The sequence below is a fragment of the Mesorhizobium sp. WSM4850 genome (assembly GCF_055811735.1).
In genome coordinates this window covers 103,594-117,182 of the sequence record NZ_JBVVPV010000010.1, presented here as the reverse complement: position 1 = coordinate 117,182, position 13,589 = coordinate 103,594, and the positions used below count along the sequence as shown (strand labels likewise).

9 protein-coding genes are annotated in these 13,589 nt (G+C 63.0%); 3 read left to right on the top strand and 6 right to left on the bottom strand.

What is annotated here, in order from left to right; genetic code table 11:
* Positions 1-101: 101 nt before the first annotated feature.
* Entirely contained in the window at positions 102-1,322 is a 1,221-nt protein-coding gene (locus tag AC0L2Z_RS13220) for an alanine racemase (RefSeq protein ID WP_027153812.1), read from the top strand.
* 141 nt (positions 1,323-1,463) lie between these two features.
* On the opposite strand, the gene AC0L2Z_RS13215 is transcribed toward AC0L2Z_RS13220, so the two are convergent.
* Entirely contained in the window at positions 1,464-2,195 is a 732-nt protein-coding gene (locus tag AC0L2Z_RS13215; protein ID WP_287259760.1) for an SDR family oxidoreductase, read from the bottom strand.
* A 130-nt stretch (positions 2,196-2,325) separates the two neighbouring features.
* On the opposite strand from AC0L2Z_RS13215, the gene AC0L2Z_RS13210 reads away from it, so the two are divergent.
* Positions 2,326-3,219 carry a LysR family transcriptional regulator gene (locus AC0L2Z_RS13210; RefSeq protein ID WP_287259761.1) on the top strand — a complete coding sequence of 298 codons (894 nt, stop codon included), beginning with the start codon at positions 2,326-2,328 and terminating at the stop codon, positions 3,217-3,219.
* Between the two features lie 121 nt (positions 3,220-3,340).
* Here AC0L2Z_RS13210 and AC0L2Z_RS13205 read toward each other — a convergent pair whose 3' ends face one another.
* Both AC0L2Z_RS13205 and AC0L2Z_RS13200 read right to left on the bottom strand, forming a co-directional pair.
* Positions 3,341-4,516 (bottom strand): lytic murein transglycosylase, encoded by a 1,176-nt coding sequence (locus tag AC0L2Z_RS13205; RefSeq protein WP_473628216.1) that lies wholly within the window; start codon positions 4,514-4,516, stop codon positions 3,341-3,343.
* An 80-nt stretch (positions 4,517-4,596) separates the two neighbouring features.
* Entirely contained in the window at positions 4,597-5,388 is a 792-nt protein-coding gene (locus AC0L2Z_RS13200) for a glycoside hydrolase family 25 protein (protein ID WP_023798718.1), read from the bottom strand.
* Positions 5,389-5,611: 223 nt separating this feature from the next.
* Between AC0L2Z_RS13200 and AC0L2Z_RS13195 the strand changes: the two genes are divergently transcribed.
* A complete protein-coding gene (locus tag AC0L2Z_RS13195; RefSeq protein ID WP_473628215.1) occupies positions 5,612-6,991 on the top strand; it encodes a serine hydrolase domain-containing protein in 1,380 nt (459 codons plus the stop codon).
* A gap of 553 nt (positions 6,992-7,544) precedes the next feature.
* Here AC0L2Z_RS13195 and AC0L2Z_RS13190 read toward each other — a convergent pair.
* From AC0L2Z_RS13190 to AC0L2Z_RS13180, 3 genes are all read right to left on the bottom strand, one after another.
* The gene (locus AC0L2Z_RS13190; RefSeq protein ID WP_287259765.1) at positions 7,545-8,231 is read right to left on the bottom strand and encodes a class I SAM-dependent methyltransferase; all 687 of its coding nucleotides are present in this window, start codon (positions 8,229-8,231) and stop codon (positions 7,545-7,547) included.
* A complete protein-coding gene (locus AC0L2Z_RS13185; protein WP_287259766.1) occupies positions 8,228-9,475 on the bottom strand; it encodes a BtaA family protein in 1,248 nt (415 codons plus the stop codon). The genes AC0L2Z_RS13190 and AC0L2Z_RS13185 overlap by 4 nt, the downstream gene beginning before the upstream one ends.
* 82 nt (positions 9,476-9,557) lie before the next feature.
* Complete coding sequence (locus AC0L2Z_RS13180; protein WP_473628214.1) at positions 9,558-13,490, bottom strand: hydantoinase B/oxoprolinase family protein; 3,933 nt, start codon at positions 13,488-13,490, stop codon at positions 9,558-9,560.
* Between the last annotated feature and the right edge of the window lie 99 nt (positions 13,491-13,589).

The window sequence follows — 13,589 nt, the reverse complement described above, 5'->3', positions numbered from 1 at the left end:
CTGCCGTAGCGCCGCAGCGTCAGGGGTGCGAGACACAGAATTGTTTTCATTCCCGCATAGGTTGGATTAATTGTGCGCAGTCTAAGCCAAGGGATTCGTCCATGCAGCAATTCGAAAATGCGCGCGAAGCGGCGCTGGCGCTTCGCCCGGACGATCCGATCTATTGCTTCCGCCCGCAGGTGCTGAAGGCGGACGCCAGGCAGTTCATGGGCATGTTTCCCGGCAAGACCGCCTATGCGGTCAAGACCAACGGCGAGCAGATCGTGCTGAAGGCGCTGGTCGAGGCCGGCGTCGGCGCTTTCGACGTGGCCTCGCCCGGCGAGTTCGCCGCCGTGCGCGCGGTCTCGCCGGACGCCGAGATGCTCTACATGCATCCGGTCAAGGCACAGTCGGACATCAAGCTGGCGCTGGAGAAATATGGCATCCGGGTCATCTCGCTCGACCACGAGGACGAGATCACCAAGCTGACCCGCGTGGTGCGGGCGCTCGATATCGATCCGGGTGCGATCACCGTGTTCGTGCGCATCCAGACGAAAGGATCGGCCGCCTACGAACTGTCGAAGAAGTTTGGCGCCGGACCGGCCAATGCGGTCGAACTGGCCGAACGGCTGAACCGGACGGGCTACAAGGTCGGCTTGTGCTTTCATGTCGGCAGCCAGATCGAGGATCCCGACACCTATGAGCGCGCGCTGGCCTCGGCCGACTGGGTGCGCAACCGCGTCAGCTTCGACATCGCCGGCCTCGACGTCGGTGGCGGTTTTCCCGCCGAATACGGCCATGATCCCAACCGCAAGCAGATCGAGATGCCGTCGCTCGGCCAGATCATGTCGCGGCTGTCGGGCGATCTCAAGGAATACCAGTTCGACCAGATGCCGCTGGTGGCGGAGCCGGGCCGGGTGATCGTGGCGCGCTGCCTGTCGCTGATCGTGCGCGTGCTGCTGCGCAAGGGCAAGCGGCTCTACATCAATGACGGCATCTGGGCGTCGCTGTCGGATTCATGGACCGGCAAGATCACGCTGCCGGCGCGCTTCATTCCAGACCCGGCGATCCGCTCGCGCAATGGCGAGGAGAAGACCATCGTGCCGTTCAAGGTGTGCGGCGCGACCTGCGATTCCGTCGACATCCTGTCGCGGCCGTTCTGGCTGCCGGAAACGGTCGATACCGGCGACTGGATCGAGATCGGTCATATCGGCGCCTATTCGCTGTCGCTGAGGACACGGTTCAACGGCTTCTATCCCGACACGTTTGTCGAGGTGACGACGCCGTTCGATGAGGGCGATGCGCCACAAGGGTTCGCCAGCCTGGAGACGATGGCAGATTAGTGAATAGTGTATAGTGAATAGTGAATAGTGAATAGTGAATAGTGAATAGTGAATAGTGCGTAGTAGTCAGTAGTCAGTATTCAGTAATCAGCGGTGACTGCCTAATTCCACTGCCACCACAACCTCACTATTCACTATTCACTAAGCAACGCCGCCGCCGGCCTGGATGTTCTCGCCGGTCAGCCAACGGGCCTCGTCGGAAGCGAGGAAAACCGCGACATCGGCGATGTCGCGCGGCGCTCCGATCCTGCCGAAGGGCGACATCCCGGCGGCGATCGCGCGATCCCGCTCGGGCAGCAGGTCAGTGTCGGTAAAGCCTGGCGAAAGCGCATTCACGGTGACGGAGCGCGGTCCGAGTTCGCGCGAGAGGACGCGGACGAACTGCTCGACGGCTCCTTTGCTGCCGAGATAAAGGGCGGTCTGGGTGAAGAACATCTTGGTTCCACCGGTGGAAACCGCGATGATACGGCCACCGTCGCGCACGCGCCGCGCCGCTTCCTGAAGCGTGAAGAAGGTGCCTTTGGCATTGGCGCCGAAGACGTGGTCGAAGTCGGCTTCGGTGGCCTCGACCAACGGCTTTATGACGGCGACGCCGACATTGGCGACGACGATATCAATCGCGGCCATCTGCTTCTCGGTTTCATCGAACAGCCGGCGAATGTCGGAAACAATGGAGATATCGGCGCGAATGGCGACGGCCTTGCCGCCATTCTCGCGGATGGCGGCAACGGCTTCCTGGGCGGCTTTCTCGTTGCCGACATAATTGACGACCACGGCCGCGCCGTTTGCCGCGAGCCCCTCGGCGATGGCGCGGCCGATGCCGCGCGAACTGCCGGTCACGAGCGCGATTTTGCCTTCAAGCGAATGATACATAGCTGTCCCTTTCTCGTCTGGCTACGGCCGTTCCAAATCGAGCGGCGGCGTTCCATGTGGACGTTAGGGGCATGCTATTGATCAGATAATAGCCTATAATCGAACAGGCTTGTTAAGTCTGGGGTACATAATGCGAGGGACCGAGTTTTCCGAGCTGAGGGCGTTCGCGACGATCGTCGAGGAAGGCAGCTTTGTCCGCGCCGCGGCCAGGCTCAGAATTTCGCCGCCGGCGCTTAGCCAGACGATACGCGGGCTGGAGGAGCGTGTAGGTGTCCGGCTGCTCAACCGCACGACCCGCAGCGTGTCGCCGACCGCTGCAGGCGAAACGCTGTTTGCCCGCCTCGCTCCGGCATTCAGCGAACTCGAAGGGGCTGTCGCCGACGCGCATGCATCACGCGATCGACCGGCAGGCTCGCTGCGTATCAATGTTCCACGCATCGCCGCTATGCGTTTCATCGTGCCCATCCTCGGCGATTTCCGCCGCGCCTATCCCGATATTGCCCTCACCATCATCGTCGACGACATGCTGACCGATATTGTCGAGGGACGATTCGATGCCGGAATCAGGCTTGGTGAGCGGCTGCATAAGGACATGGTGGCGGTGAAACTCAGCGGGGAGCTGGAGATGGCCGCAGTGGCGGCGCCCAGCTATCTCGAGGATCACCCCATGCCCCGTCATCCCGCCGACCTGCACCATCACCAATGCATCAATTTCCAGTGGCCCGGTGGCGGCAACGTCTATCGATGGGAGTTCGCGCGAGGCCAACACGCTTTGGAAATAGCCGTGAACGGCGGTCTGACGGTCAACGACACGGAACTGATGATCAGGGCGGCCCTGGATGGGATCGGCGTGGCTTACATGCTGGATTACCAGGTTCGGCCGTGGATCGAAACCGGCAAGCTCATCCGTTTTCTCGAAGCCTGGTCGCCGAGATTTCCGGGCTTTTACCTATATCATACAAGCTCCCGGCAGGTTCCGCCGGCCTTGCGAGTCTTCATCGACTTCCTGTTTGCCAGGCGGTGATGGATTAGTGAATAGCGAATAGTGAATAGTGAATAGTGAATAAGTCAGTAGTCAGTAGTGAGCACCTAGTTCCATTCACCATTTACCATTCACTATTCACTACTCACTACTCGCTAACCTGCTACAGCTTCGCCAAAAGCTCTGGTGTCGGCCAGCAGTCGACCGGCAGGCCTAGCCGCATCTGCTCCTTGCGGATCGCTTCGCGGGTGTTGGTGCCCAGGATGCCGTCGACCGTGCCTACGTCATAGCCTCTGGCCTCGAGCTTTGTCTGCAATGCCCTCATCTGGTCGCCGTTGAGGCCGGGTTCGGGATTGCGCGGGTCGAATTGCGGCGCACCCGCCAGCCGCGCGGCGAGATTTGCCGCGGTCAGCGCATAGGTGAAGGACTGGTTCCATTCGAGGTAGACGTCGAAATTGTCGTAGACCAGGAAGGCTGGCCCCTTGCGGCCCATAGGCAGTGCGAGGCCTGCCTTCAGGCCGTTGTCGACAAGCGGCGTGCTGTTCGGGTTGGTGACACCCCACTGAGCCCATTGCGCCAGCGGCAGCTTGTTGGTGCGGCCGGTCTGGTCCCATGGCAAGTCGTCCGGCACGCGGACTTCCTCGATCCAGGGCTGGTCGCGTTTCCAGCCGCGCGACGTGATCTTGTTGGCCGTGGTCATGATCACATCAGGCGCGCTGCCGCGCAGGTCGATCACTTCGTCGCCGTCGCCGTCGACGCCTCGGCCGAGATAGTCGGAAGGCAGCATCTGCGTCTGGCCGATTTCGCCCGCCCAGGCGCCGATGACGTCGGCCGGGACCACGCCGCGATCGATCAGCGTCAACAATGGCACGATCTGGGGCCGGAAGAGCTGCGGGCGACGACAGTCGTGAGAGAGCGTGACCAACGCGTTCAGCGTTTGGAAATCGCCCTGCACGGCGCCGAAATCGGTTTCCAGCGCCCAGAAGGCGGCAATGACCGGGGCCTGAACGCCGAATTCGCGATCGGCGCGGGCAAACACGTCGGCATATTCCTTTAAGACGACCGCGCCCTGCTTCAGCCGATAGGCCGATATCATGCGGTTCGAAAACTCGATGAAGGTCTGGGTAAAGACGCCTTGGGCGCGATCTCGCGCCAGCACCTTTCCATCGAGAGCGGCGGTTTCCAGTGCCTCAAGTCCGGCAGTGCCGACGCCGGCGTTCTTCGCCTCGGCCACAACGCCCTGCTTCCAGGCCTGGAAATCGCCGCCGCATTGCTGTGCCACCGCCGGCGACGTGGCGGCCAGAAACAGCGCCGCGAGAATTTCCAAGCGCAATCGCATCGCCATCCTCCCGAGAAGATTACCGGCGGTTGCAGGCGTCCTTCATTGGCTGTGTCGAAAAGCAGGCTGCAGGCCCGCTGTCAACGGGTGTTCTGCCGCAGCCATTTGTTCCAGGTGGCTTCCGAGCCGTTGAACACGTTGATATCGGCCTTCCCTGAGATGCCCGGCACAATACCGGTTCCGGTGTACTGCCAGAAGGTGAACGGGTGGCTGCCGTATCTTTTGCGCGGATGGCCGGCCACCGAACGCAGCCAGTAGGGATAGCCGCGGAAGGCCGACAGGCCGTTGTCGTCGAAGAAATCGATCGAGGTGTAGATGATCGGCTTCTTGCCATAGTGCTTTTCGACGATTTCGAGGAAAGTGCTCATCTCGCTGCGCACCGTGGCCGCATTGGGGCGCAGCTTGCAGGTCGGCGATTGCGGGTTCCATTCCATGTCGAGAACCGGCGGCATTGCCGAGCGGTCTCTGGGCACGTTCTGGATGAACCAGCGCGCCTGCGTCGCGGCCGGTGTGCAGAAATAGTAGAAATGATAGGCGGCGCGCGGAATTCCGGCGGCTTTCGTGCGGCTCCAATGCTCGTTGAAATACGCGTCGAAGCGATCGCCACCTTCCGTCGCCTTGACGAAAACGAAGGAAATGCCGCTTGCCCTGGCCGCCGGCCAATCGACCGAGGTCTGGTATTTGGAGACGTCGGTGCCATGGACGGCATAGCTCCACGGCGCGCCGCTGTCCCACTCATGCGGGTCGGAGTCGTCAAAACGGGGTGCGCGCACCGCAACGCTCGGCGCGCCCGATGAGGGAGGCGCAAGATCGTCGACGGTCGAGCAGGCGCCCAGCAGCGTCAGCAAGATGAAAGCCGCGAAACGGCGCATCGCTACTCCTGAACCGGTTTCAGCCGGCCGCTGATGGGTTGTTGCTGCAGGTGGTCCCTCGACCGTGCCCCCAAGCGATCGCCCCACAGGACCGCTCTCCTATCCCTGGTGTATCGCTGATCATGGTTGATATTCCGTTGACAGCGCTCGACCAGAACCGCGATTTTGCCGAAGCAATGACGGCAAATCGATGGCATAGATGAGCTTCCGGGGGAATCGGAAAATGCAGATTGCTCTGAGGCTGGTGAAGTGGCTGCTCGGGCTGGCCGTATTGGCGGTCGCAGCACTCGCCGCCTGGCTTTACATCGCGCCGCCGGAACTGATCCGAGTCGGCTCGGGTTATACGGCCAAGATCGTCTGCTCGAATGTCTTCATCGCCGGACGCGATGCCGATGAGGTGCTCGCAGTCGACGTGCAGGCGCCGGGCCATCCACTGCTGCGGCTGATGAGGATGTCCGTCGACAAGGAGCAGGGCACGGTTTCGGCCGGGCTGTTCGGCGTGTTCGGCAAGAGCGTCGCCGTCGTTCGGAACGGGCTTGGTTGCACCGCGGTTCCGGGCGGCGACATCGCCCGGGCCAAAGCAGTCGCCGGGCCGGCGCTGACACCGGCGCCGCCGCTCGCCGCGCTCTGGCCGGAGGGCGACAAGGTCGAAGCATCGCAAAACCCCGAGATCGCGAAAATCCTCGACGATCCTGCAATGACCGGCGCCGGTATGCGGGCGGTGGTGGTGGTCAAGAACGGCCGCATCGTCGCCGAGCGTTATGGCGCAGGCTTTACCCAAAAGTCGCCGCTGCTTGGCTGGTCGATGACCAAGACGGTCAATGCCGCGATCGTCGGCACGGTGGTGAAGGACGGCAAGATGGTGATGACGAACCTGCGCCTGTTCGGGCCCTGGAAAGCGGACGGCCGCGCCGCCATCAGCCTCGCCGATATGATGGCGATGTCGAGCGGGCTGGAGTTCAACGAGGATTACGGCGACGTCACCGACGTGACGCGGATGCTCTATCTGGAGCCTGATATGGCGGGCTTTGCCGGATCCAAGCCGCTGACCGGCGAGGTGGGCAAGGTATTTTCCTATTCAAGCGGCACGGCAGCGATGCTGTCGCGGCTTTGGCAGGATGCGATCGGCGACAAGAACAAGGCGCTGGCGTGGCCAAGGATTGCACTGTTCGACCCACTCGGCATGCAGAGCGCGGTACTGGAGACCGACGAGCACGGCACCTTCGTCGGATCGTCCTATCTCTACGCCACCGCCCGTGACTGGGCGCGCTTCGGCCAGTTCCTGCTGCAGGATGGTGTCTGGAACGGCCAGGAGGTCCTGCCTGCGGGCTTCGTCACCTGGATGCGGGAAGCCGCACCCGCCTCGAAAGTCTACGGCAGGGGCCAGGTGTGGATCGAGGGTCCGGGCGACGAGGAGAGCCCCGGCGCCGGTATCGCTGCGGGCCTGCCAAGGGATAGCTATTGGATGGAAGGCCATGACGGGCAGACGGTCGCCATAATCCCCTCGGCGCAGCTTGTGGTGGTGCGGCTCGGCCTGACGCCGGCCAAGCTCGGCTACCGGCCGCAGATTATGCTGGCAGCACTGGTGAAGGCGCTGCATTAGAGGAATGCGGCGATCGCTCGCCGCAGCGTCTATGCAGTTGTCGCCAAAGGCCTTCCACGATCAACACGCGCCCGCCCGTCTGGCGAGGAGCGAAGCGACGCGACCGATCTTGGGATTCCGTGACCTTGGAGCGCTGCTGCGGTGCAGAACCTTCGATCGCGGAGCGAGGCGCCCCCCTCTGTCCTGCCGGACATCTCCCCCACAAGGAGGGAGATTGGCAGCTCGCGCGCCTCACCCTTCTTTCAACGTTGAAGATTGGCGAAGCCGGACGCGACATCTGATCTCCCCCCAAGTGGGGGAGATGTCCGGCAGGACAGAGGGGGGCGCGACGGATCACTGCTGTTTTCGTTCTGAGCCGCTGCATTCTTCGGCTGATGTCACGGAATGGATCCCAAGTTCTGCGCTGTGTCGCTTCGCTCCTTGCTTGACCTAGGATGACGAAGGCGCGGGGGCTTATGGCTAATCGCAGACGTTGGAGATTGGCGGTTGCAGGCCGGTCGGCAGCGACCCTCCACAGGGCTCAGTCAAAGAGCAAATCCTCTGGGCTGCGGAACTAGCTGGCGATCTTGATCACGGCCAGCCAGGCGTAACCGCGATAAAGCGTTCTAAACCGAAGGGTTGCGCCGCGCCTTGCAGATTCCGATTGCAGGATGTCCCGCAGTGCCTCGCGCGGCTCGACGTGGAATTTTCTCAGCCAGCCGCGCAGCAGCGTGCGGAACCAGCGGGGCAGGGCCTCCTGCTGGCCGAAATCGACGACGTGCAGCGAACCGCCGGGTGACAGGGCTGCAAGTGCCGCCGAAATCGTCTTCTCCCAGCCGGGGATCATCGACAGCGAATAGGAGACAAAAATGCGGTCGAAACTTTCGACGGAAAATAGCACCTTCGCGTCGAAATCGGTGGCGTCGCCGCGCGCCAGCGTGACGCGGCCTGAGACGCCTTCGCGGGCAATGGCAGCAGTGGCCGTTTCCAGCATTTCGGCTGAAATATCGAGACCGAAGAAGCGGGCGTCGGGATAAAGCCGGGCGGCGAGGACGATGTTGCGGCCGGTGCCGCAGCCAAGCTCGAGCACGGTGCCGCCGGCGGGCACATTCAGCCCCGCGATCAGCCGGTCGCGGCCGAGCAGGTAGTATTTGCGGGTCAGGTCGTAGACGTGGCGCTGCCAGCGGTAGACGCCGTCCATCAGCTCGGCGTGCCCGGCCGGCGGTTCGCCGTGCCTGGCCGGCAGTTCGGTCGCGCTCATGCGGCCTGCTTCACATAAAGGTGGAAGCCGCCATAGATGGCCGAACGGTCGCGGGCCGAGAATTCGCGCGACGCCTCCTCCGCATAGCTCCACTGGTCGAGCAGCGAATTCGAGACCCGGCCGGGCAACAGGCTGGGTTCGGCCGCGGTGCGGAAGATGACGCGGGCATCGGTCGACGCGGTACGGGTGATCTCGGCCCACAGCGCATTGAGCTGGTCGTCGGTCATCCAGTCCTGCGCGTCGAGCAGGACGAAGCGGTCGACCGAACCGGCATCCTTGCCGGCAAGGAACTCGATCAGATTGGCATGGTGGATGGCGATGCGGTCGACATTGTTGCGGATCGTTTTGTAGTTGCGTTTTTCGAGATAGGCAGGCAGCGCCGCCTCGCCGGGATTGGGGTAGCGGCGGGCAAAAGCCTGCCAGGCGAAATAGTTGTTCTCCAGCGGAAAATCGCAGGCGAGCTTTTCCAGCCGGGCCTTCAGCACGCTGGCCATGGTGCCGTCGCCCGAGGTGATCAGCGAATCGTACTGTGCCGGCGGAATGCCGAGGCCGAACAGCGAGGCTTTTCGCGATGTTGCCCATTTCAGCAGCGGTTTTTCGAAAACCGGCGCCAGTTCCTCGTCGAAGAAGCGGCGCTGGTCGACGAGGCTTTTGGCTTCCATGATGCCGGCCGGATCGACGCCGAAGAATTTGGCGGTGCGATGGCCCATGGCAATGAACAGGCCGAGCAGCCCGGTCTGGTAAAAATTGCTGTCGAAGACGGCGATGCGGCGACGCCGGCGCCAGTTGCGATGTTCCCAGTAATGACGGCTGACCGGGTCGAGATGCGGCGCGATGAAACGGTCGTAGGCTTGCGAATTGTGACGGGTCTCGGCAGCGCCGAAGAAACGGAACAGGTCACCCTGCGACGGCAGATGGCGCACCGCTTCGAGCTTCATGCGGTTCAGCGCGATATGGGCGGCGTTGAGATCGACGGCGTCGATCCGTTCCGGTGACCGGGTGAGATAGGCAAGGATGTTACAGCCACCCGAGGCGATGGTGACGACGCGGTGGCCCTGGCCAAGCTGCATCGCCTCCATGTCGACGTCGGGGTCTTCCCAGATCTGTGGATAGACGAGGCCGGAAAACAGCAAGGCGAAGAGCCGCTCGGAGAGGCCGGCCTTAGACAGCGGGCGGTTCTGGTAGACGGCCTTGCCAACTTGCTTGCCGCGGCGAAAAACCAGTTCTCCGGAAACATCCGTCATGACAAGGCGATTCCCCGTTTGCTCTGGCGCAAGCGGGTAGCGCAGGTGGATGACAGGCCGGTGACAGTCTGTTGAGGCGAGTTCAGGCGTTGCCAAATCCGCCCGGCGTCGGCGTCGTCACGATGACGGCTTCACCGGCCTCGAGCACCGTCTGGTCGCAAGCCTTCAGGACTTCGATGCGGCCATCCTTGCGGCGAACCTTGGTCGAGCCGACCTCGCCATCGCCGCCGCCGTCCAGGCCTCGCGGCGGGCGATTGCGATGTGAGGACAGGATCGCGCATTCCATCTTTTCGAGGAAACGGATGATGCGCTCGGTGCCGTCGCCGGCACTCCATTTGCCTTTGCCCCCGGAGCCTTCGCGGATGTGGAAATCCTCGAGCAGGACGGGGAACCGCAACTCCAGCACTTCCGGGTCGGTCAGGCGCGAATTGGTCATATGGGTGTGGACGCCGGAGGTGCCGGCAAAGCCGCGACCGCTGTTCATCCGGCCTGCCGGCGAGCCGGAGCAGATCGTCTCGTAATACTGGTACTGCTTGTTGCCGAAGGTGAGGTTGTTCATCGTGCCTTGCGCATTGGCCATCGCGCCCATGGCGCCGAACAGCGCATTGGTGACATGCTGCGAGGTCTCGACATTGCCGGCGACGACCGCGGCCGGGTAGGTCGGCTTCAGCATGCAACCTTCGGGAATGATGATGTTGATCGGTCTCAGACACCCGGCATTCATCGGGATCATGTCCTCGACCATGACGCGGAACGCATAGAGCACGGCTGCGCGGGCGACCGGCTCGGGGGCGTTGAAGTTGTTCTTCATGACCGACGATGTGCCAGTGAAGTCGACGGTCGCCTCGCGCTTTTGCCGGTCGACCGATATCTTCACCTTGATGATTTGGCCGGTGTCGGTCGGATACTCGTATACGGAGCTGTCGGGCAACCGCTCCAGCACGCGGCGCACGCTTTCGGCGGCATTGTCCTGGACATGGCCCATATAGGCCTCGACCACGCCAAGGCCGAAATGCGCGACCATCTCGCGCAACTCGGCAACGCCCTTTTCATTGGCGGCAATCTGCGCCTTGAGGTCGGCGATGTTCTGGTGCGGATTGCGCGCCGGGTAGGGGTGGTCGGTGAGCAGCGTCTCCAGCTCCTTCTCGCGGAACCGGCCGCGATCGACGATGCGGAAATTGTCGAACAGCACGCCTTCCTCGTCGACGGTGGTGGCGAGCGGCGTCATCGAGCCGGGCGCCGTGCCGCCAATGTCGGCATGATGGCCGCGCGAGGCGACGTAGAAGAGGATCTTTGGCGATTGGCCGATCTCCCCCCTTGTGGGGGAGATGCCAATTGGTGACAAAGAGGGCAGGGCAGAGGGGGGCAACGTCGAGCGCTCAGCTTCGCGGTATGCCGGCTCGCCAATTGGAGGCGTTGGCGGGACAGCGCCCCCCTCTGTCGGCTTCGCCGACATCTCCCCCACATGGGGGGAGATTGGGCGCCCATCCTCAAAGACCGGCGTCACCACGGTGATGTCTGGCAGATGCGTGCCGCCATTATAAGGCGCATTCAGTGCAAAGACGTCGCCGGGGTGGATGTCGCCGGAGTTCAGCCGAATGATGGTTTCCACCGAACGGTCCATGGAGCCGAGATGCACCGGCATGTGCGGCGCATTGGCGACCAGCGCGCCATTGCGGTCAAAGACGGCACAGGAGAAATCCAGCCGTTCCTTGATGTTGACCGAATAGGCGGTGTTTTGCAGGGTCACGCCCATCTGTTCGGCGATCGACATGAACAGGTTGTTGAACACCTCCAGCATGACCGGATCGGCCTCGGTGCCGAGCGCCGCCAGCCGGCGCTTTTTCTCGATGCGACGCAGGAGCACGTGGTTCCTGGCGGTGATTTCGGCCTGCCAGCCCGGCTCGACGACGATGGTCTGGTTCGGTTCGATGACCAGGGCAGGGCCGCCAAGCTTGTGCCCCGGTTTGAGCGCCTCGCGGCGGAAAATGCCGGCGTCTCGCCAGGTGCCGTCGATGAAGATTTGCCGATTTTCCGAAGGGCTTGCGGCGATGTCTTCAAGGATTGAATCACTTTCCTCGCGGCCGGCGTCGCCGCTGTCGATGCCTTCGACGCCGACCGATTCCACGATCATCGGCTTGTCGTCATAGACGAAGCCGAACTGCGCCTTGTGGGCGGCTTCGAAATCCGCCTTGGCCCGTGCGATCGAACCGTGCTCGAAATTCACCGGCAGCGCGGTGTCGGTGCCGTCGTAGCGGATCTGCAGCACCGGTTTCGAGGCGACGGCGCCCTCGGCAATGCCTTGCGCGGCAAGCTCGTCGATGACGGCTTTGCGCAGCGTCGCGATGAGTTCATCGATTGCCGGCCTGGACACTTCCGTCAGCGGTTTCAGCAGCGCCTGCTGGCGCGACGAAAAAATCGAGGACAACCCAATGCCATAGGCCGACAGCAGCCCGGAGAAGGGATGGATCAGCACCGCCTCCATGCCGAGTGCGTCGGCAACGAGGCAGGCGTGCTGGCCGCCGGCGCCGCCAAAACAATTCAGGAGATACTCGGTGACGTCGTAGCCGCGCTGCACGGAAATCTTCTTGATGGCGTTGGCCATGTTTTCGACGGCGATGGTGACGAACCCTTCGGCGACCGCCTCCGGCGTGCGGCCGTCGCCGATTTCGGCGGCGAGTGCGGCGAATTTCTCGCGCACGGTTTGCATGTCGAGCGGCTCGTCCTGGCCGGGTCCAAAAATGGCCGGGAAGAAGTCGGGGTGCAGCTTGCCCAGCATGACATTGGCGTCGGTGACGGCCAGCGGGCCGCCGCGCCGGTAGGCGGCCGGGCCGGGATTGGCGCCGGCCGAATCCGGCCCGGCGCGAAAACGGCCGGCCTCGTAGTGCAGGATGGAGCCGCCGCCGGCGGCGACGGTGTGAATGCGCATCATCGGCGCGCGGATGCGCACGCCGGCAACCTCCGTGTCGAAGGCGCGCTCATAGTCGCCGTCATAATGAGCGACGTCGGTTGAGGTGCCGCCCATGTCGAAGCCGATGACCTTGTCGAAACCGGCGAGCTTTGCTGTCTCGACCATGCCGACGACGCCGCCGGCCGGACCGGACAGCAACGCGTCCTTGCCCTGGAACATATCGGCGGCGGTAAGGCCGCCGGATGACATCATGAACATCAGGCGAGGGGATTCCCTCCCCCTTGAGGGGAGGGTGGCGGCGAAGCCGCCGGGTGGGGTCGGCTCGACTGGGTTCGACGCTCTGGCGGTGCCTTCTAAGATGACCCCCTCTGTCGGCTTCGCCGACATCTCCCCCTCGAGGGGGGAGAGGACGCCCAGCTCTTGCGCCACCTTCTGCACATACCTTGCCAGAATCGGCGACAGATAGGCGTCGACCACGGTCGTATCGCCGCGGCCGACCAGCTTGATGAGCGGCGAGACCTCATGACTGACCGAGACCTGCGAAAACCCCAGTTTCCTGCAGACTTTTGCAACCGCCTTTTCGTGGTCGGGATATTTCCAGGCATGCATGAACACGATCGCCACCGCGTCGATGCCGTCGGCCTTGGCTTGTTCGATGGCCGGGCGCATGGCGGCGATGTCGAGCAGCCTTTCGACGCGGCCGTCGGCGCGCACGCGCTCATCGACCTCGATGACGCGCTCGTTGAGCTGTTCGGGAAGGATGATCTGCTTGGCGAAGATATCGGGCCGCGCCTGATAAGCGATCCTCAGCGCGTCGCGAAATCCCCTGGTGATGAGCAGCAGCACACGGTCGCCCTTGCGCTCCAGAAGCGCGTTGGTGGCAACGGTGGTGCCCATCTTGATGTCGCCGATCAGGCCGGATGGGATCGGCGCGCCGGATTTTAGCCCGAGCAGATCGCGAATGCCCTGGATGGCGGCGTCGGCATAGGCTTCGGGATTTTCGGATAGCAGCTTGCGCGGGTGCAGCCCGCCTTGCGGGTCCCGGCCGATGACATCGGTGAAGGTGCCGCCGCGGTCGATCCAGAAATCCCATTTGGCGGTCACGGCAGCTCTCCCGGGCATTTTATTGATTCAAATGTGCTAATTCGCCATGGTCTGGTGTTAATTCGCCATGGCTTCGCCGGCAACGCAAAAGCAGATGAT

What these genes read in the sequence shown, in the direction of transcription:
- AC0L2Z_RS13190 (WP_287259765.1), bottom strand. Translation starts at nt 8,231, where the DNA reads ATGAGCGCGACCGAACTGCCGGCCAGGCACGGCGAACCGCCGGCCGGG.
- AC0L2Z_RS13200 (WP_023798718.1), bottom strand. Translation starts at nt 5,388, where the DNA reads ATGCGCCGTTTCGCGGCTTTCATCTTGCTGACGCTGCTGGGCGCCTGC.
- AC0L2Z_RS13215 (WP_287259760.1), bottom strand. Translation starts at nt 2,195, where the DNA reads ATGTATCATTCGCTTGAAGGCAAAATCGCGCTCGTGACCGGCAGTTCG.
- AC0L2Z_RS13185 (WP_287259766.1), bottom strand. Translation starts at nt 9,475, where the DNA reads ATGACGGATGTTTCCGGAGAACTGGTTTTTCGCCGCGGCAAGCAAGTT.
- AC0L2Z_RS13205 (WP_473628216.1), bottom strand. Translation starts at nt 4,516, where the DNA reads ATGCGATTGCGCTTGGAAATTCTCGCGGCGCTGTTTCTGGCCGCCACG.
- AC0L2Z_RS13220 (WP_027153812.1), top strand. Translation starts at nt 102, where the DNA reads ATGCAGCAATTCGAAAATGCGCGCGAAGCGGCGCTGGCGCTTCGCCCG.
- AC0L2Z_RS13195 (WP_473628215.1), top strand. Translation starts at nt 5,612, where the DNA reads ATGCAGATTGCTCTGAGGCTGGTGAAGTGGCTGCTCGGGCTGGCCGTA.
- AC0L2Z_RS13210 (WP_287259761.1), top strand. Translation starts at nt 2,326, where the DNA reads ATGCGAGGGACCGAGTTTTCCGAGCTGAGGGCGTTCGCGACGATCGTC.